The organism is Nocardia sp. BSTN01 (assembly GCF_015354405.1).
In the GTDB taxonomy this organism is placed as follows: Bacteria; Actinomycetota; Actinomycetes; order Mycobacteriales; family Mycobacteriaceae; genus Nocardia.
The window spans coordinates 35,582-58,476 of record NZ_JADKYP010000027.1 but is presented as its reverse complement, the minus strand read 5'-3'; the positions used below and the strand labels follow the sequence as shown (position 1 = coordinate 58,476).

Below are 22,895 nucleotides of genomic sequence, written 5' to 3'. Positions count from 1 at the left end.
GAAGCACGCGTCCGCGGCCTGGACTCTTCGTGAAGATCGGCCGAGCGCTGGGTGTGCCGAGATCCGATTTCGTGGATGCGGCAGGCAATTTCTATCCGGACGCCGATTTCGATCTGCATCCGGCCGCATACCCTCTCGACGCGCCAGGCCGTTGGATCTCGGCGATGCTCAATGACAGGGACATGTCGTGGGAGAGGTTGGCGGAGGCCGGCGCGATCAACGCGAAGTATCTGAGCTCGATCGGCAAGGGCGAGGTCGTTCCAGGGGCCGCCGTTTTCCGGTCACTGTGTCAGGCGTTGGACCTCGGGCGCGAAGCGATCGATACCGCCACCGGCCACTTCTTTCCCGCAGCGACAACCGATCTCGACCCCACCGCGTACGCGCCCGGGGAGCAGGGACTGTGGCTCCGAGCGCACCGCGGCGAACGCGGCATGTCACGGGAGGACCTGGCAGGGGCCGCAGGAATCCGCACCGAACATCTCCGATCGATCGAACGGGCAGAGCAGAACCTCGGGGCTGCTGATTTCCGGTCACTGTGTCAGGCGTTGGACCTCGGGCGCGAAGCGATCGATACCGCCACCGGCCACTTCTTTCCCGCAGCGACAACCGATCTCGACCCCACCGCGTACGCTCTCGGCGAGCACGGACTGTGGCTCCGAGCGCACCGCAACGACCGACGGGTATCACAGGAGGAGCTGGCACAGGCGGCAGGGATCAGCACGATCCACCTGCGTTCCATCGAAGCAGGCGATCGCGACCCCGGTGTCGTCGTGTTCCTGTCGCTGTGCGACGCATTGAACATCGAGGCCGAGGCGACCCACCGGGCCGCCGGACGGTTCTTCCCGGATGCGAGGCTCGATCTCGGTTGGGCTGCCTACGCTCCGACGGAACAGGGACTGTGGTTCAGGGCGCTGAGATATCACTATCTGCTGCAACGGTCCGACGTAGCAGCCGATACGGGCCTGTCCGAGAAATATATCGGCCAGATCGAACGCGGGGAACGTGTACCGAGCCGACGCATTTTCCGGCTCCTGGGCAGTGAACTGGGAATCAGCCCGATCGACCTGGATGCGGCCGAGGATCACTTCTTCGCTTCGGCGCCGGCGGATCAACCGGGCCTGCGGTTCGACGATATCGCGGCCGGTGACGAGGCGCAGGCCGAGCTGGTGGAACGACAGATCGTCGAGTTGCTGGACGGTTGGTCGGATCCGGCGTACGTGCGGGATATCGCCGCGGCCGTCGGTGCGTCGATTCGGTGGGGACAGGGGCCGATATCTCTCCGGGTCGAGCTCGATGCCGATGCGGTGAACGTGGATCTCATCGACATCACGGGAGACAACTCCTATGTGCGGGTCGAGTGGCGGCTGGGACGCACTCCGGATTCGGTGGAGCGGGCCGCCGAGCCACCGGTCGAAAGGTCCTCGGGAGAAATCGATCTCGACCGTTTGATGGAGATGTTCGGCGAATCCGAGCCGGAGGAAATACCGCCGTACCAACGGGAGGTTCGCCGAATTCGCAATGCCGTCGAGGGACGGCTACTGGAATACGAAGCGGATATCTCCGCCGACCTGGTCGACAGCATCATGCGAGCGGTGAGCGAACTGGTCACCAACGCGAAGAAACACCTGTACAGCAATGCCTCGTCGGCGGGCCTGGCGCCGGAGGAAGTTCTCGATCTGGCGATTCGGGGTGCCGGGGACGATTACCAAGTGCACCTGGCGGTCGCCAACGACATCGTCCCGGGCATCGCCGCGAAACTGCCGAAGTGGACAGCCGACGAACAAGCTGTGGACCGGGAAGGCGGCCGCGGCACACAACTCGTCATCGCCGAAAGTACGGTCGCGGTCCGCCGCATCACCTTCGCCAACGGCAAGAACACGATCGAGCATTCGGTCGAATTCCACGCGACACCTCCTACCGGTGCTATCGCCACCACGCACAGCCGCAGTGCAACGCGCCGGCCCGCTACCACGCGCTACGCAACGACGGGCAGGTTCCTGCGCCGCTCCACTCAGGAACCGGCCGATGCCGTGCCCGATCATGTCGTCGCATGCGCCGGCTCCACCATCCAGGCCGCGTGGGCCGACGGATTGGACGCTGCGCTCATCGCGCATCAGGATGCGGAGAGCTGGGGCGAACTCGTCACCGGCCTCACCACCGGTCTCGCCGAAATCGCCGACGTCGATGGGGCGCTTGTGGAGCGCCTGGATCGAGAAATCGACAGTCTGCTCAATTCCGAAGACTCGCGGCAAAGTTCGGTCTTCGTGGTCGAGCGCGACGGAATCGCGCACGCCTTCTATGTCACCCAACTCGATGGCGTCCTCTTCGTCTACGACACCAACGTCCCTCGCATCGCAGACCCCGACCTGGGCGGCAGAACCATCTCCCGAATCCGCGACCGCGACACCTGGCAACAATTCTTCCGACAGTCGTTCCCCCGGGTGGACCGAGCCTTCTTCGCCCACTTCGAAAGCACCGCAGGTCGTCTCACGCCTCGCCCGCACAAGGCGGGCGCAGTACTCGCCGGCACGAACGCACCGGTCCGTGGACGGTCGAATGGCCCGGAATCGTCAACGCTGCAGCGCGCCCAGGAGGGTGATGCCGCGGCGTTCCGCGAACTGCGTGAACGGTACGGCGAGAAGACATTCCGACGCCTGCTCGATGCGCTGACGCCGGACACACAACCTGCGGCGGACCCTGAGGCAGTACGACGGCGGACCGTGGCTCAATACATCAACGCAGTCGTTTTTCGAATCGCGGAGACTCGGCGCTGGCCGGTCGCGGCGGAGGAAGACACCGAACCGTGGATTCTCGACGTTGCGCGGCTTGCCGCGAGGGCATGGTCCGGCCTGTCCTCCAGGCAGCGTCGGATCATCACCGAGGCGGTCACCTCCCCGAGCCGAGACCGCACGCCGCTTCAGCAAGGTGCCTTCGGGGCGTTCGCTCGGGCCGCCCAGGCGCTGGTACCGAGGGACGTCGCGCCGGAAATCGACGAGCATTACGAGGCGGTCCCTGACGCACCAGCGCACGGTCTGACCGAGCACGAACTCCGACTGATCCGCATGGTTGCCGCCGGGTTGTCGAACGACGTCATCGCACGTCGGCTGGACCGCTCGGAGAGCCGAGTCAAGTTCTACCTGAAGCAGGTCGGCGACAAGCTCGGGGACCACGGCCGGGTCGGCATCGTTTCGGCGGCACGAGAGCTGGGGCTGCTCTCGGACGACGACATCGCGGCGTCGCTCGGAAAACCATCGAACCTCGAACCGACCACACAAGAAGTGTTGATCCTCGCGAGGGTCGCCGACGGCATGTCGAACGAGGCGGTCGCGACGCAACTCGGGTTGTCACCGCTCACGGTGAAGGCCCATCTCGCCCGCGTCGGCGGCAAACTCGGCATCGGTGATCGCGCCGGGATGGTGGCACGGGCCTTTCACGCCGGCCTGATCCCCGTCATCGACAGCGGCCCGGGTGTCGACTGGTCCGATGCGGAGCGTGAGGTACTGGGGCTGGTCGCCGAAGGGATGAGCAACAAAGAGATCGCCGTCCTTCTCGGCCTCTCGCCCGACCAGGTGAAGGTTCGGCTGAACCGGATCGGCGTCAAGCTCGGCATCCGGGACCGGGCGGGAATGGTAGGCAAGGCGTTGCGCACCGGTGGCCTCGTGCTTCCGTCCGATGCAGCGGATACCGGTTCCGGGGTGTTCCAGGGCAGAGATTCGTTGTCCGAGACCGAGGCCAGAATTCTCGGACTCGTCAAACAGGGCAAGACGAACAGGCAGATCGCGGCGGCGCAAGGGATCTCACCCACAACCGTCAATGCCTACCTGATCCGTATCGGCCTCAAGCTACGCACGAGCGGCCGAGCGGCTGCGGTGGAGGAGGCGGAGAACCGCGGCATCGATTTGACGGGTGAGCCGCTCGAAGCCCGGTCTACACCCGATGACCCCGCATCCGGGGAAAATATCGGACATCGCCCGATCGGCAGTCGACCGCACGATACGGAGGGGGCGGACGCAGCCGGCCCGAGCGAGTTCCTTTCCGCGACAACCGTGCCCGACGGTTTTCGTCCTGCGCTGTCGAGGGCATTGTGGGGGCCGCAATCGTCGATCGAATCCGCCGATGCAGCGGCGCCCGATACGGAATCGAGGAATCATTCACCGCGAGAGCGCAGCGTGCTGGCGGTCCTCGATTACGTTGCCGGGGCAACGTCCGGCTTCGTCGCCTCCGCAGTGAGCGAGGGTCTGGAAGCGTCGGTGGTCGAGGCGATTCGAGGGCTCGACCCGGCGGACCTCGAAGCCATGCTTGTCGATCTCGGTGCGGCGCGCTCGGACGTCGAAGGCGTTGTGGCGCGGTTTACTCGGATCCAGAGGCAGGGAGCGATCCCGAGCGCGGCACCGTCCGCAGTGCCCGACGTGGATGACTATCTGGTGCGGGTCAGCGCCCCGGACGGTTCGGACAGCTGGCGAACCCGGCGGCTGGTGCGCCGGATCATGGAGAACTGGGCACACGCCGGTGAGGTGGGATGGCCGGACACCGATCAGGTCGATTCGGCCGAGTTGCTGGTGTCGGAGTTGGCGGGCAACATAGCGCGTCACGCCGGAACTCACGGGTTCGTCATCGCGGCGGTGACCGAAGGCCCTGGTGGTCCGGTCATCCGGGTGGGAGTTCGCGACTACAGCCGCACGCTTCCGGCGTGGCGCAACCCGGACGGCAATGTCGAGTCGGGTCGGGGTGGCCGGTTGTTGACGATGCTCGCGACCGATTACGGCGTTGTCGAGCATGTCGACGGCAAGACCGTGTGGTTCGAGCTCCGTGGTGAGCGGCCGGGCGACGATCGAGCCGGCGACGACGACCTGGACCGTCTGAGCACCCTGTTCCCCGACCTCGGCGACGATTCGACGGCCCCACCGTCCGGCGGCCCGGAAGGCCGAATCGGGAGCGCGCCCCACAGCCCGCGCGCAACCGGGTTTCCGGCGCTTCTCACCGAGGGTCTGAACTCCGGTGTGGTGCGCCGGGAAGCGCTGCCGAAAGTTCAGGGGGTCATGGTCGAACGGGTCACCTTCGGTAATGGCTATCAGAGCGACCGGGAGGTGTACGACAAGGCCGACGATGCCGCGAAACAGTGGCTGACATCGCTGATCGGTGGTGCGATGGGCGCGCCGGTCGCCGCCACCCACCCCGCAAACGACGACCCCACGGTGCTGTACCGGGAAATCGTTCCCGGTCGAGCAGCAAATACCGTTCTGCCACAAGGGATGTCACGGGCATACGACCTGGGATTGGTGAACGATGATCCGGCGAGCGAAGGATTCGCGGCGTTCGGTTCGGTGGACCGCAGCTATCTGGATTCGGCTTCCGGTGAGCTGCTCGGCCTGCTGGACGCTGTCACCGGGACTCGGCGCAGCACCCGGCATTGGAATATCGGCCCGGACGGCGAGGTGACCGGCGGGCGGACCGCACTCGACTCCGAGCAGGCCGGGCCGAGCCCGTTTGCCACCAAGTTCACCCGGTATGTCGATGGTCGCCCGGTATGGCAGGGTCACGGCTTCCCCCGCACCGACATCACCGGGATGCGGGAACAGGTGTCCTATCTCCAGGACCGGCTGCGGGACTTCTCGAGTGCGCAGGAAGCCATGTTGCTCGACACGCACTCCCGGGTGATGACCGAGCTCGGCCGGGCCGAACGGTATGCGGTGCACACGCCGGAAGAGACCGTGCACGTCGGCGGTTTGAGCGCCGACGCACAGGCCAAAGCCCGGTTGGTCGAGGAGTTCAACCTCAACCATCCGTACTTCGTCATCACCGGATTCAACCATCCCCGCGTCCCCGTCGACGCGGTGCGGGAAATTCTCGAGACGCTGGACGACTTGCTCACCCGATACCGGCACGCCCCGGATCTGGTTGCGCACATGAGCAATATCCGCGAACTGCGCATCGATTTCCTGGCGGATCCCGGGGTCAACGCCGAGACCCTCAAACGGGGCACCCGGAGCAAGTGGATGACGCTGAACCTGTCCCGGGTGGCCGACCGAGCTCAGGCACTCGAGGACGATCTGTACGACCGCTCGACCGGGTTCCACCCGGCCAGCGGACGGTCCTATCACGACGATGTCATCCATGAGTTCGGCCACGCGATCGACCACGCCACGGGCAACCGGCTCAGCCGGGAGGTCGACGGCGTGCTGCGGCGCGCATGGGCGGCACTGCGAATCGCCGCCCTCGTCGCCGAACCGTACGAGGAATGGCTCGAGCGCCTCCCGGAGGCGGCCTTCACCGACGAAACGAAAACTACGCTCAGGCCGCCGGAGGCCATCGCGGTCGGGTTCGCCGCGGTGGAGATCGACGGCCCGGTAGTCGGCAGTCCGCAATGGGTGATCCACCAGTTCGTCACCATCCTGCGGCCGCCGGAGATCTCGCCGGACCTGGTAGTGAATCTTCTTGCTGGCGAGACGAAATCGGGAACCGCCACGACGGCGGACCAGTCGGGGGCCGACGACGTCATCGGCAGTAGGCCGCATGATCCGGAGAAGACAGAGTCGGCCGACACGGACATTCCGCGATCGGCGCCGATCGGGCACGACACCGACGTATACCGCGAATACACCCGTACAAAGGGAGGTCCGCGACACGAAGCGATCTTTGCGCTCACAGCCGCCATACGTAGCGGAGAGGTGCCTCCCCACCCGAGCGCGACCTCCGATATCTCGGCGCTCTCGGGTCGTGAACAACAGATCCTCAAACTTCTCACGGAACGCCTGTCTCGGCTGGAAATAGCCGAATTACTCGGAGTCACGCGTAGTTTCGTCAATACCGCCGTGCAGAGAACCGTGCGCAAGCTCGGCGCTCGCAGCGACGCCGAGGCCGTCGCGATGACCCTCGGCGTGCTTGATCGCATACCGACGTCGGCAGCCGCGGCCGCAGGCCAGGCCGATCCGGTATACGTCGTCAACCCCCCGCATATCGCCGCGGCGCTGAGCGCACTGCCCGGTCTGGAACGAGAATTCACTCGTGCCGGTCTGGCGGACCCACGTGGTGAATTCGCCGCTGCCGGTGCGGATTATCTGCGCACTCTGATCGAAGTGGCGGCATACGAACTTTCTCTCGACCGAGGCGCGATCGCACGCGCCCATCTGTCTGCCGCTTTCGACGCGGGAATCGCTCTGCTCAATCGGTTTCCCGCCGTCACCGAGATCAGGGACATGCTTGCGCCCCTGCACCGGCTGCGGCGCCGGCTCATCGAGGATCCGAGCGCCACCGCAACCACATCCGCCGAACTGGAGGACGACCGCCCCACCCGCCGGATTCTCGACCGGACGGTGTCGCATCTCCAGACCATCGGCCGAACGGAGCCGGCGGTGGGATTCAAACCCCTTGCCGGGCAGGCGCAACGAGAGGTGCCGACCGATACCGGGACGAATGCGGCCGATGGTCCGATCGGACACCGGCCGTCCGACGCCGCCCCGGCTCCGCTCGACGTCGATCAGGTGTTGCAATGGATCCTCGACAGCCCGTCGACACCGGTGCAGTGGCAGCCGGTCGGTCAGGTGCCGGACGACGTGCTGCTTGCGTCGGCCGCCGATACAGTAGATGCCGAGGTGCGGCGGGCGGCCCGCACCGCACCGATGCGGGGACAGACAACCACCACGCCTCGGTGTGCGATCGCCGAACTGACCTATACCGCCGGGCGCCTCGAGAAGCTGACCGCGGATGACCGTCGATCACCGGTTCGCGTTCCCGATGCCGAAGCGGCGCGGATCATAGAACTGTTCGGAATCGGAGGGCGTGAGTTCGCCGAGTACGCCGGTGGACGATATCGCGAATACACAGCTGCCGATGCGGATACCGCCCCACTGGCACCGCTACTCGAGGCGCTCGAAAATCGCGGCAAGCCAACCACTCTCGCTTTACTCACCGTCGAACCACACCGCTCCCGCCGCGATCGTCTCGATGGCCACGTCCTCACCCTCGGTGTAGACGAGAACGGTGAACTCTGGGTCCACGAGGTCCGCCGCAACGCGGACGACACCCTCGCTTTCGACCCCGATGGCAACGTCGCAGATCACATCCACCTCGGCGCGGACGCTCACGCCCGCCTCGCCGAGCTGCAGGAACCGGACGGGCAAGGGGAAGGGCGCATCTTCCACGCCATCACCTACAAGAAGGACGGACAACCCGAACTTCCCCTCCGCCGCAGTGACAACTGGTCCAACGCGGAATGGGAACGGGAACCCGGCCCGAACACCCGCCTCGGACAGGACCAGCCGGAGGACAACCCCTACCGCGTGCCGAACAATCCGCCGGCCACCGTGGTTCCGGTCGCCCGGATACGAACTCGCCTCGCGGAACTGCAGGCGGCCGAGCAGAAAAATGCACCGGCGACCGAGCGAATCCGGCAGTTGACGGAATTCGCGAATGCCGTCGAAGAAATGTCGGATGCCGCAGCCACGATGGCGCGCACTCGAGCCGAGACCGTCACCGAAACCCAGCGGCAATCGGCGCTTGCCACGGTCAGTTCGATTGCGACCGCGGTGGAAGCTGCGGCGCGCGACGCGACACGGCGCGATGACGCCGTCCGGCTGCTCGCTGGTCTCGACGCCTCGGCCGTCCCACAGGCGCACCTGGTCTATGCCGCGTTGTTCGAGCACATGAGCGACGCGGCTCGATATGCGGACGACGTCGACGCGGCCGACGAAAGAGAATTCGATCGGTCGGCCCGGCAGTACGAATCGATGCTGAAGCTGACCGACTGGCTCGATGCCCTGATCGCCGTCCTCGAGCGCGTCTCGCCGAAAAGTCGCTCTCAGCAATATGACTCGCTGATTTCCACTATTCCCCACCACGTCGACCCGCATGCTCCGGACGCTTCGCCGCTGCAATCCTGGCTGATGCGTGAGGCGATCCGGAGCGCCGACAGATCGACCGAACTGGGACAGCGGGCCGCAGTCTCCGAACAAAGACACCGAGCCGCCGTGGCCGCCGTCGTGGGTCTCGATCGGCTTCTGAGCTCTGCCGATTCACCTGGCGGGAGGCCGGGCAGCGAGCCGATCGGTGCTCGGCCGAGCCGAACGGAGTACGACGGTGCAGAACTTGTCAGAAAGTTCCATCCCGAGGTCGACGAATTCTGGAAGAGGCTGGTCGAGGTCGTCGTTCTCGACGAGAACGAGGAGGGTTCCTTCATCGGACCCGACGGAGAGCCATTCACAACCGGACGCGGCCAGAATTGTTTCCTCATACTACGCAGCGGCAAGATTGTCACCACTAAAGACGGCAGTGGTGAACACCCGAACCTTTTATACTCCTATATAGAAACCCATGCCGATGAAAACGAGCGGCGAATATACAATAAGATCGATGGACCGAGCATCGTCGCAGGTGGTGGCATCTGGCGCCTCGCAGACGGAAGGCCGGAGATCATCATGTTCTTCAGCGGCCTGTTCATCGAACATGCAACAAGGTCTCCAAAATTCTGGGCCCAAGCTCGGCACCGACTGAGCCAGAATTTCGATTTGTCGACTATATTCATCGAGTACGATAATCTTCACGTCGGAGGGGCGTGGCAGAATCCACCCGAGAACGAAGACAACTCTGCAGAAAAATTTATTCGAAGTTCGAATTCTTTCCAAGACCGGCCAGCACTCTCGAAAAAGGTAGCGGAGCATCTCCGCGGCGGTAACGAGGAATTCTGGTTCGAGGTCGAAAACGTCGGCTTTCCGCACGACGGCGGGCTGTCGATCGATGCGATCGTCCATCCCGTTCTCGGCGAACCAGCGGCAGTGACGATCGACATCGGCCGGGGCGACACACCGGAGATCGCCCGCTACCGTCATTTCGATCCCGGACCCGAACCCGAACGAACGGTCCCCGCATTTCGCGTCGTGCACGAGACACTCACCCAATGGCTCGGCGCATCCGGGATCGCCATCACCGCCCCGATCGAGGGCCCCACCGATGTGATCGGGGCGAGACCGGACCAGGCGAGCGGCAATCGCGACGACACCGTGGCATCGGCTCCCACCCCGTGGCAGCAACGCCCCGGTGGATCATTCCCAGCCATCGGCGCCAGACCGTCCAACGGTGCAGCGCCCGACGGCACGGAAGCTTTCCGTCGCCAACCCGACGGCGCACCCTGGTCGCGCAGGACGCGGGGGCGAGGGAAGAACGCACAGAGCACGGCTACCCACCGACCGACGGAATCCCCCGCCGCTCCCTCGACGGAAAATCCCCTCGCCCAGCGAGCCATCGCCACACTGACGGAGTACTTCGGCGCGAATGCCACCGAGCGGACCTTGGTCCAGACGGTAGACCCCGACGACGTGACCGGCGCGTCCACAGCGCACACCGAAAAGGTTGCGCAATGGTGGGAGTCGCTGGGCACCGGGGCTCCGAATCGGTCCGGACTGCCGCAGGTGCAAAAAGAGCTCGACCTTTCGGACGAGCAGTACGACATGCTTCGAGCCTGTTCGTGGTTGATCGGTAATGCCGACGGCATCCCATATTCGGTGCGTGACCGAGCGAATCGGCTGGCGATCGAAGAGCGCATCGACCAGTTCCTGGAACGACGGCCCGACCGGCTCCGACGCTTCCGCACCACCCTCACTGCGGCCGAGCGGGCCGAGCTGAGGAACCTGCTCCACCTTCGGGACCAGCTGCCGCTGATCGAGAAGACAGCAGCGGGACTGACCGGCGGACCGCGAGTTCAGGTGGTGGCGTTCGACCCCGCCGCGCACGGCGAGAACGGCCGCGTGATCGTCTCCATCGGCGACCTCGACAACGCCGAAATCATCAACATGATGGCCAACGGTTTCGGCTCGACCACGGAGATGCTGTATCACCGTTCGGGGTATGCGATGAGCCTCAACGAGATGGCCACACTGCGCGCGGACGGCGCCGCGGTCGCGACGATCGGGTACATCGGCTACCACTGCCCCACCGATGCCTCGGTCGCTGTCCCACGCAAGGCCGCGGACGGCGGTGACATGCTGGCCTGTGATATCACCGCCGTCCATGCCACGCGCGCGCATTACGCCGGGCGTGACGGTGGCGCACCGATGCCGCGGTTGTTCAACGCTGTCGGGCACAGTTACGGGTCGACCACCACCTGCTACGCGGGACGGGGCGGGCGCCTGGCCGGTGTGATCGATCATGTGATCCTCACCGGATCCCCGGGTATCGGCTGGGCCGTCCGCCACGCCGATGATTTCGGTGTACCGGTGTGGGTATTGGGCGAGCCGGCAGACCCCGTCGCTCAGCTGGGAAGCACTGCGCTGCAGGAGCATCGGGCCGGCATCGACATCGGTTTGGGGCTGGCGCCGACGTCGGCCGAGTTCGGCGCCACGGTGCTGACGACCGAGGTCCCGGCAGGACCGAAGTTCGCGGTGAGCCGATCGGATCGGCTCGACCGCAGCGTATTCAAGCCGCATGCCTCGTACTACCTCTGGCACGATTGGCCACGCCGGATCCCCGCTCGTGCCCTGGACAACATCGGCTGGGTCGCCGTCGGGCGTGGCGACCTCGCCGAGGTCAGGCAACCCCATGCAGCCGATCGCCGCGGATGGCTGCGAGCACGGAGCACCGGCCGTCCTGGATCGAGCGATCGCAGCGAAAAGTCGCCCGGGCCACCGCAATCGCCCACCCATCCGGATGAGGGCGCCGATATCGGCAGTAGACCGAGGCCGAGCACCTCAACGCCCTCGCGCAAGGGGCCGCCCATAGGCGCGGCACCGACGGAATACGCTGTGGCGACCCCGGTCCGGCCGGACGCATACCAGCCCCACATGGCCGAGGACGTGCGGGTCCGGAAGCTGATCGTCCGCGACGGACTGTTCTGCGATTCGGATGGGACGCCGCACAACAGCGATGATTTCGAGTACTTTTTGATCGGCGTCCAACCGGACGACTTCCGAGTCGTCGGCCCGGGAGACTTTCCGGACGACGAAGTGGACGACGATTCGTACGATTTCGTGCACCCGCACGACATCGTCTTCTGTTCCTATGCCGATCCTGGCGATGGGCCGATCGGGGCCGGCTACTGGCGCAGGATGGTCAACGGTATTCCGCGGGAGACCCTCCTCACCTGCCGTGCGTTCCCGGACACACTCGAAGAACGAGTGAAATTCGTGATGCAGACGCTCCATTGGCTATCCGAGCACGGAATGGACCTCGCCGCGCTGAATCTCAGTGGCACATTTCACGGCACCATTTTCCGCCTACCCGCACCCCTGCATTCGGCAGCGGAGCTGATCTCACAGGACTACGCGCATCCGGAGTCGGTCTTCGCTTGTGCCACAACGCAATTCTGGGTCTACCCTACCGTGGTCGAGTCGACGCCGGCGCGACTGTCGGTGTCGTTGCCCGTCACCCTGCTGAACGGCACCCGTGTCGAACACACGATTACGCTGACCCGCCACGGCGACACCATCACCGCCTCCTTCACCGAGCCCACCCTCTCGCCCGTCGCCACCGAGGCCGCCGCGGCCTGGACGCAACTACGGTCGGAACTGATCGATCCGTGGTTGGCGAATTCGAATGTCGTTGCTACCCAGGACCCGGGCGCGATCGGCGCAAAGCCGTCAACAAACACAACCGGGGATGGCCGGCCGGACGCGACGGTTTCGAAGCGCGAACTGCTCGTGGTCAACAAACCGTTCACGAAGTTGTTGTTCGGCGAGAAATTCTTGCCGGGCGAGTTCGTGAACCAAATCGGTACCGCCGCAGCGTCCTCGGGACTCACGTATGTCCTGCTGGGCCGGGGGGAATCGACGACGACGACCGCCATGGCGGCTGCCGCGCTATGGGTCCCGGGCGCATTCGAACTGCTGGCCGGCTACGCAGCCGACTTCTGGAAACCGGAAAAGGTGGTGAATTCCGCACTGTGGGTCGGCTCGGCAGCCGCGACCACTGCTGCCGGGCTGGTGCTGGCCGATGCCTCCCATCTCGGCGCCGCTTTGACTGCGGCCACACTGGTCGAAGCCACCGCGGGCACTTTCTATACGGGCACCTTCCTCAACGAAATGCGGAATCTGCTCACCAAATCACAGCTCGATTCCGGAAACCGCCTGATAACCAGCACCGGATCTGCCGCGGGGATCACCGGCTCAGCACTGGGCGCGGGGCTGGCCGGCGTCGCGCCCGCAGCCCCGTTCGGCCTGAACGCTCTCAGCTACTGGGGGAACCTGGCGAACGTTCGGGGCTTCGTTTTCCCCCCTCGGGCCCGAAGGCAGCCACGCAACCTCTTCCGGGAGATCGGCGACGGAGTACGCGCTCTGCGGCGGGAGAAATTCCTCACCCAACACACCGCTTTCGCCACGATCAACAATGCCGCGTTTGCCATGATGGGGCTCCGCACCGCCACCGTTCTGACCGACGCGGGCCTGCCGGGTTGGGCACTGAGCGCGGCGGCTACCGCGCCTGCTGTCGGCGGGATACTCAGCGGCTTCCTGCCGAAAGCGCTCGACCGGATCAACGCCACCACCTTCTATCCGGCTGCACTCGCCAGTATGGCCGGGTTCTTCACGCTGATGGCATCGACGACCGATCCCGCTGTGATCGCGTCCGCGTCGCTCGTGGACGCGACGGTGATGGCGGCGGCGGGCAACCGGGTCACGAAATATGCACAAGACGCCTTCCCCGACGACCTTCAAGGCCGAGCGATGTCAGCGCGCCGGCTGTTCCTGAAAAGCGGACCGGCCCTCGGCTTCTTGGGGGCTGCGGCCGTGGCGAACGCGCACGGAGGCCAGGGCAGTGACGCCATGGCCGGTATCGCCGCGGCCGCTACCGCGCTCACCGCCACGGGTTACAGCGCTCTTCTTCTCGTGAGGCGGGGCCGCGTTTCCCTCCGAGTCATCACACGAGGTCGCGGGTGGCTCGGGCGATTGTCACGCGCGCGTCAGGCCGAGCCTGCCGAGGCGGAGCGCGCTGCAACGAACGCCACCCGCCCCACCGAGACTTCGGACGAACCCGCGCACCCGGCCGAGGACAGCCGGGTCTACCACCGCCTGCTGGCCCAGCTCGGCGACCCCCGCACAGCCCGCGACCTCGCCGCCAGAGCCCACGCCCGCGCCGAGCGAGAACAACCACCCACCGACCCCGACGCCGCCGCGGAACACCTGCTCCACATCGCCGACACCATCATCGCCGAACACCGCTCCGCCATGGCACAACTCGACGACGTTGTCGGCGACCAGCCCGCACCCCGGCAACAACGCCTCGCCCCCTTCCAACACGGCGGCGTCTTCTTCCACAACCAACCCGATGAGCCCCAGGCCGGTGTGGGCTCGGACGATGTTCCGGCGGAACCGAATCCACACCGTCTGACCGGCAGCGAGATCGAAATAGCACACGAACGGGGCGAAACCGAGCGTGCGCGTGTGGATCTCGCGAGGGCACTCGGCGTCGACCCGCGCGTACTGAGAAAGCGAGGGGCGCTGCTACAGGTCCTCGATCAGGTACAAACAGAGTTGCGCCTCCTCGACGACGAGGCCTGGTCTCGGATCCGCGCCGAGAACCTTCCCGGCTGGCTGGGACGAGCTCTCGACCGTGAGTACCGCGCCCAGCGCGCGATGAGCGATGGCGCCACCGCGGAAGAACTCGCCCGGTTGGATGCGGATACCCGCCAACTCGACGCAGATCTCCCCACGATTCTCGGACAAGATCAATTGGCCCCCGGTTGGCGCGCCGCCGACAGCGACGACAAGCTACACGAACTTCGGCTACTGGCCACGCGAGCAAACGCTCCACAGGAGATCGCAGATCTCGTCGATGCCGCCGCACGCTTCCTCGGCCTGGCCCGGCCGACACCGCCTGCCACGGATTCGCCGGCCGCGGCAGCAGCGCACGCAAGCATTCATACCGAGCAACCGGACCCGGGCGCGATCGGCGCAAAGCCGGCACCGACCACAACCGGGGAAGGGCAGGCGGGACACCGCATCGGCTGGCGGCAGCGCCGGGTTTCCGACGATGTGGAGATCGCGCGTCACAACTACCACCGGCCGCAGACGCGGGCAGCGGTCGTGGCAGTGCTGGAGCGGACGTTCGAGGTGCTGCAGGGTCTGTTTCCCGAGGCATCCCTCGCGCAAATCCTGGAGACCCGTAATGCGCGGGAGAACCAGCTGTGGGGCGGAATGGTTCCGTCGTGGGTCTCATGGGACGAGCTACGTGACAGAGGCAATCTTCGCGAGCTGATGTGCGCATTGCTCAACGTGATGATCCGGAATGCCGAGCTCCGGCACGGCTCCACCGGCTTCACTCTGGACGAGGGCATCGCCCGGCTGCTGAATCGACCGGACTGGCGCGATACGGCCAGCAGACTGCGGCTCGACCAGGCGGCGTTGGAGCGGGTCCGTAACGCATTTCCCCAGGGATGGACGATCACCGCCGCGGACCTGCGGGAGGTGCGGTTCACGCGGATGCGCAATCCTGGTGCCGACGCCGCCTTCGAAGAGTACGAGCAACGCAAGGAAATCAGCCGCCCACGGAGTGAAGCCGAGCAGCGCCGCCGACACCTCACCTCGGGCGATCTCGCCGCGCTCGGAATGGAGTTGTCCCCCCGCGAGTTCGCCGGACTCATCGAACGTCCGCGGGTCTTGCGTATCGAGCCACTCGACCTCGAGTCTGTCGAACTGCGATACAACGAGAACGGCCGAGTCGATACGGAATGGCTGGAGTCCCAGCTGAAGTCGGACGACGCCGACGTCGAATATGTCGTTCCCACTTATGTTTACGACGACCGAGGCAAGCACGTCCGCGACAGCCAGGGCCACTGCCTCGTAGCGTCGGTCCAGGTCCATCACCACGACGGATACATCGACCCGATCAACGCCGGACGTCTCGACCCCGCCCGCTACACCATCGAGTTGCCCTGGCGGCAAGGTAGCGCACTCGTCGAACTCGATCCCGACAGCGACTATTTTCGCAGCACCCTCGCGGAGAGTGAAAGCCCGTTCACCGCTGGTATCTCGGGGTCCGCGACCCGTATGCTCGCGCGGTTCCGATGGCTGGGAGTTCTCGGCGTGGCGGAAGACGAATTCATCCGGGCCATGGCGGCTTTCATTCTGCCGCATCATCATTCGGTCTTCGAATTCGAGCAGGGCCTGCGCATCGAGGGCGCCTCCCTGGCGGGAGACCCGACGGTTCCACTGCGCGATGGTGATCTCGATGCGTTCTTCGACGCCGCGCTGAGGAGATTCGGGCCGTCGGAGCGCACCGGGCGGAGCTCCACTGCGACCGATCTCGACCGCCCCGGCGAGGGCTCGACAGATTCGAGCGAGTCACCGGAGGTCAGTAGCTGGTGGGACCGCCGCGACAACGTTCCGGATACGTTTCTTCCGGTGCTCCGGATCGACGAGCTCGAAACCGGTTCGGAAATCCCCCGTGACCAGCGCGGGATGATCGATGTCGAGGCACTCGAATCCAGGTTGCGCACAGACGATCCCACGGTTTTCTCGGTGGCCGTCACCTACCACCAGGACGAGCGCGGTAGCCGGATCGGCGAAACAGTGCACGTTCATCGTCGGGTGGGATTCGTCGATCGGCGGAATGCGCACCATCTGGACCCGAAGCGCTTTGTAGTGCCGGGCGCACCGGGCCGGCACACACCTGAGGCCCGCGGCGAACACGACCCGAAAACACCGTGGAACCCCCGTTCGGCGCCTACCCGGCCGACAGTCCCGGTTACCAGCCCGCGGGGCCGCACACCGGGCATCTGGGTCGATGAGAATCTGGCGGACGCACCGGGCCGAAAGAACGACCCGGGGATGGTGTTCGCGGCCGACCCGAACCTCGGCGACGAGGCTCGCGCCTTCGGGCGCCGGAACGAAGAATCGACCGAATCCCGGCCTGCTGCCGGCGCGCAGGCGGGCAGCGCGACCCCGTGGGCCTCGATCGGCGCCAAACCGGCAGCCGGGCGATCGGAGCGCACGGCGGAGCTGCCCGGTGCCGGTTCGCTCGAATCTCGGGCCGGCATCGCACATGTGCCGGTAAGTTCCGATCACCTGAAGGTGCTGCTGTGGATCTGCCAGGGGCGGACCGTTCCGGAGATCACCGAAGCGCTTCCGGACAAGGGCAACGCGTCGACCTACATCCGGGAGTTGGCGTCGGCGTTCGGAATTCCCACCAAGCGCTATCTGATCGCCGCCGAAGGCGCACGCCGCGGGCTCGTTTCCGTGCACGCGCCACTGACCGATCTCCGGGAGGTACTGACCCCGCGCCAGATCGTCGTGCTCGCGCACCTGTCTCGGGGACTCAGCAGACGGGAGATCGCGGACAAGCTGTCCGTCTCGATTCGTACCGTCGACGAACACGTCGAGCGATCACTGCCCCGCGTCGAATCACCCAGTCTGGTCACGGCCATGCCGCGGATCGTCGGCGCGCTCGACGCATTCGACGAGGACGAACTGACCAGGCTCGCCGAATCCGCGTCCGGCCCGGCAGCCCTACCGGGCGGTGGCCAGACCGCGGGAACCCGGCTGTCCGCCGAGGAAGCGACAGTGCTGCGACTGGTCGGCCGCGGGTTGACCTATTCCGACATCGCGACCGAGACGGGGATGGTCGTACGCGAGGTACGGCGCGCGTTGGCCCGGGCTCGCAGGAAGGTCGGGGATTCCTCGGGACGCCGGGCCGCGGCCTTGCTGGAAGAGCAGCGAGCCCGGCGCGCCGCCGGTGGCGAGCTGCGAGCGGCGCGCGACCGCGTGGGTTCACCCGTTCCCACACCCGATTCCGAGACAACTCCCACCGCGGCGGAAGCACAGATTCCGCGCAGGTCCGCGGCGGGAGCGCCGAATGCCGGTCAGATCCCCGAGATCGGGGATGCCCTCGACCTGCCCCGCGGTACGACCGCACGCGCCGACCGCACCGGACTCGTCGCACACCTGAGCAAAGACCCCACCATCGTCTTCGCCGACGATCCGCGGGTCGGCGACGATGGCCACGCCAACCCCGCACGCCGGAAGGGTGAGCAGTCGAACCCCGACACCACCGCCGCCGAGCGAGCGGCAGCCGGCGCCGAAGCGAACGGATCGCTGCTCCGCCTGGTCCGCAACAGTGCCGAGGCGCGAACCCTCTTCTCCGGCCAACTGGTAGCCGAGATAGGAACCTCGGCGTCCCAGAACGCCCTGACTCTGCTGATGATGGGCATCGATCCGCAAACCGCGGCCATCGTCGCAGGGCTGTCGGATGTGCCGAGGCTCGTTCTGGCCCCCTACATGGGCTACCTCGCCGACACCATAGAACCCACCAGGATGATGAACAGGGCCAAGTGGGTCATGTTCGGCGCCTCCGCCGTAGCCGCTGCCACATCCGGATTCCAGACGCCGTACCTGGTTCCGACCCTGATCGGCGCGAATCTTGTGAACACCGCCGCCGACACGCTGTACGGGCCGGCCGCATTCCGGGTGAACCGCGCAATCATCGGGTCCGGCGAACGGTTGCAGCAGGGATTGAGCCAATACAACGCCTTCGTGACCAACCTGTCCCGGACGATCGGCAACAGTTTCGCGGGGGCGTTGGAACCGTGGTTGCTCTTCGGATTCGACTCGGCGGCCTCGGGCGTCAACGTGGCGGGGTTGCGTAGGATTCGCGAGCTGCCGCCCCCACCGAAACAGACTGAGCCGCAATCGTTTCGAGACCGACTGCGCCAGGTGTTCATACCCGGCTTCGAAGCGCTGAACCAAGACAAGATCCTGCGCAACTACACCTGGAATCTCGTCGTCACCAACGGATACCTGGGCGCACAACATTTCTTCTTCATCCACTCGCTGACCGCGGCCGGACTTTCCGGCGGCCAGACCTCCGCGGCGTTCATCCTGCCGTCGATCGGCGGCATCATCGGCAATTTCTTCCCCAAACGATGGTTGAGCAAGGTCGACATCCACAAACTGCTGGCCGCCAAATACGTCGGTTTGACCGGGATGGCGGCCAGCGCCTTGATCACCGCGGTCACGAACGACCCGTACATCGGCGGGGCCGGTTACGCGGCGGGCTGGGTGGCCCTGGGAGCCACCGGCGTGCGGACCAACGCCTACTTCAGCCAGAACGTGCCCGAGGACCGGCTGGGGCGCGCGAGTTCCTTCCTCAACGTCAGCCGAATCGCCGCCTACTCCCTGGCCGGTCTCGCGGGCGGCACGCTCATCGCCAACCAAGGAGCCACACCCACCGCGATCGGAATGACGGCGGCCATGGGCACCATCACCGCCGGATCGGTGATACGTCGATTCGATGTACTGGGCAGGGCGAGGTACCTCGCCGCATCGCTGGGAGGCACCTACGAGACACCGGCTACACCGATCCACCACCAAGTCCCGACCGAACTCGCAGAACGAAGCACACGAGAACAACTCGCCCGAGCGCACGTCCGGTCCGTCGACGGCAGATGGGTGGTGGATCCGGCAGGCCGACCCGCCATCCCGGACGGCACCTACACGGTGACCTTCCCCACCGATGATCGCGGACGCCCACCACTCGGGGCCGCGCCGGCGCTCCGGCCGAATACGGGCCGACGGCAGCCCGCCCGCGGCGCCGTGCCGCCCACCCGCAACGAGATCGCCGACGCCCTGGACGCCGCTCCGCGCAGAGTCGACGCGGACCCGGCGATCGGAACGGTGCCCGGCGGCGTAACGCCATGGAGCGTCACACGTTTCGAACCCGGTCGACCTCGTAACCCGAAGCAGCCCCACACCGAGCGTTCCGGCGCGTCTCACGAAAACCCGATGCCGCTCCAAGCCGGGGAAGCGACGGACCGGGTGGCCGAGGACGGCGAAATCGGCTCAGCGCCTCGATCCAAGGAGACGAGCAGCGACGTTCCCGCACCCCCTCCGCGTTCGCTGGTCGTCGGATCTGCGGCTCGCATGTACGCGGTTGCGACCGCTCAACTACCCGACGAACCCACGGGATACGGCGCCACACTCGACACGACGACCGAGCAGGCCTGGATCGACGCGCACAACAGCAGCAACCGAATCTCGCCGGACACCACGAAATTTTACGACCTTCCGAACGACGTGCTGTCCGAACATCTGCGATTGGCCGAAATCGCAGTGCGATTCGTGCACGCCGCGCTGGATTCCGGGACAGATATCTCGACCGACGACTTCCTCGAGGACCTGGGCAGCCGGATTCACAACGGCCGCCTCCAACGCCATTGGCGCATCGCCACCCCGGAACAGCGACTGCCGTTCGATGATCCGGGTTACCCGGAGGAATTGCGTGAGCAGCATCGGCGTCTGGCGCGTGCGGCACGCGATTCGGTGGTCGCGGCCGGTGCTGTCGATCGGGCCGTGGCCGACCCGTTCGCAGCCTGTACGACGGGCGCCGCGGTCGCCGCCGAGTTGTGGGACAGACACGCCGTCGACATGTTCGGAATCGACATACCCGGCGTAACAGTGGAACTCGTTCGTGACCTAGCCCGGGCGATACACCACCTGTTGACGAAATATCCGCACGTCCAACTACTCCGGATCGGGTTCGGCCCCATCCCGGAGACACGCCCGCTCGCCGTGAGCGATCACGTCGCCGGAAGCGGCGCCGGTTACCCCATCACCCGGTCGATCACGGTGTCCGACATCGTCGCAGCCGATCGAGCGCGCTTCGCTGCGGAATGGGCCGCGATGATAGACAGCGGACGAGCTGTGGGGGCCGCCGAGAAGCCGATGCTCGGGCTGGTCCGACGTGAGTTCGGCTACGCCCTCAATGCAGCGACGCGGCGGACCGCACAACGAGATGCCAAGACGACCCTCATCGACCACCATGAGGGCAGTCACCAGGGGGCGACGGCGTGGCTTCCGAGTGACGCATACGCCTGGTCGAAAAGCCAATTCCGCCATTACGGACCGGGCGCCGACGGAAGGTTGGACGGTGCCGCCGCGCTGGCGGGAGCCTTTTCGGCGATGGAACACGATCCCGAGGACACGTCGGTCGGAGAGCAGGTGCTTCACAACCTGCTGACCACGCTCGCGCCGCAGCGCCAGGTCGGGAGGGACCAGCTCCGACAGCAACTGGCGGCCGAGTACCGCCCTGCGACGCCGGCGGAACAACAGGCCAAGTCGGCCATGGCCGCGGCGCTACTGGCCGACCACGGAATCGAAATCATCGGGCTCGACAACCCTGGCATTACTGCGGCCACCGCCGGTGATCTCATCGCGGGCATACGGCACATGATCGCCCGATTCCCGATCCTCGACGAGGTGTCGAAGATCAGGATCGCTCCCGGGGACATCGGCGAATTCGGCCACGCTTCCGTCGACGCCGTCGAATTCAACGAATGGTGGATGGCCGCACCGGCGCGAATGCACGACGATGCGATAGCGCAGTTGGCTGCCGGACGGCTGCGCGTCGATCTCGATCGGGTCTACTTCTGCCTGGCTGTTCACGAATTGGCGCATCTGCTGCGCAGGCACCTGCCCGACGACGCGCCGGGTCCGTACGAGGTGGTCAGACAGTACTTTCGAGACAGGTACGGTTCCAACGACATTCCAGCTTTGCGGGCTTGGATGGCAGAGCAATTCAGCTCGTACGGCATCCGCCAGGAGGATGGCGCCCTCGATACTCAGGAGGCCGAGGCGGAATCGGTAGTGGCTGCCGAGGTCGACACCCTGACACCGACCGAGGGTGAAGCGGTACTCCACAACAAGCTCAGCGAGCTGGCCGCAGCCGAGGCCGAACGACGCGACTCGACCCCGCCCGAACCCCGGATCGGAAGTCGGCCGTCCGCGACCGCATACGCACCCGAACCCGACCGGCTCGCCGCGGAACTACTCGGATTCGGTCCGAGCTTCGACTACATCGATGATCTGCTGCGCATCGCGGCGGGTGAACAGCACGGCCCGGCCTGGATCGACAGTCCCGACTACTGGGACTGGCAGCTCAACTGGCTGGGCGAACGCGGGCCCCGGCTGAGTGTGCTCGCGGCATTCTCGGCCGCCGCGCTGGAGGCGGAAGCGGCTCTCGGCCTTCCCAATACGAGCGGCCGCAGGTTGCTGCTCGAACAGCCGCGACCCCGGACGCCCGGTGAGCTGCTGCCCGTCTACAAATACGGGACGATGTGGGGAGGTGAGCTGGAGCAGCCCAGCGGACCCGACACCGCGGCACATGCCAGCGCCATCGGCCGCGTGCAGCGCGACCTGTCGCTCGACGAACTTCCGCAGTACCCCTACCTCGCGATGGTCGCGGCACGACCGATCCTCCAAGTCGATCGTGACCTGACCCGGAAACTCTTGCGGCCGGAGGAGTTCCGGCATTTCGATCCCATCCCCCGCGACGGTGTCTACGGATTGAACTATCCGGGTTGCCGAGCCCTGGACCGGCAGACACCGGCATACTTCCGAGCACGTTACGCGGGCGACAGCTTGCTTCCGATGATCGCCTGCCGCCCCGTATACGACCGCTTCCTCAACCACTGGATCGAGCCGTATCAGCTGCGTCACGCCATGCGGTTGCGCGACGGATTCCAGGGCACGACATCGGTGGAGGGGCGAATCGCCCAGTGGTTCACCTCCACCGTCGCGGAAGTGCTGGCCGCCGGACCGGATGCCGCTCCCGAGATACTCGACGACGCCCTGCGCACACAACTGCGCCGAACCCGCCCGTCCACACCCGCGAACGAAAGGCTACGGCTGCTCGCGGAGACGACACACGAGTTGCTGGGTGGTGACTACGACTTCGGCCACTACCTGCGGCGCCGCGATCATCCGGAAACCGAAGGGTACATCCGGACCGTGCGCGAAACCGTCCTGCGCCGCCATCCGGCCGCAGCGGTCGCCCGAGTCCCGTTCCTCGCCAACATCATTGATGCGACCGGTACCGGCACGGCGCTCCGAACCCCGAACGGAAGCGCCGGCCCCACCGCCCCGACCGGAGAGCGCCACGGTGGCCCGGTGCGGGAGTCGTCGCCACGGCCGATCCGCAGGTGA

The 22,895-nt window shown here is 66.0% G+C and carries 1 protein-coding gene (cut by a window edge); it reads left to right on the top strand.

Features of this window, described 5'->3' with window-relative positions:
* Positions 1-22,895, top strand: the 3' portion of a protein-coding gene (locus IRT45_RS21335; RefSeq protein WP_194807607.1) for an MFS transporter. The gene continues 5,638 nt to the left of window position 1, outside the view; only the last 22,895 of its 28,533 coding nucleotides appear in the window; its start codon lies off the left edge, out of view; it ends in the stop codon at positions 22,893-22,895.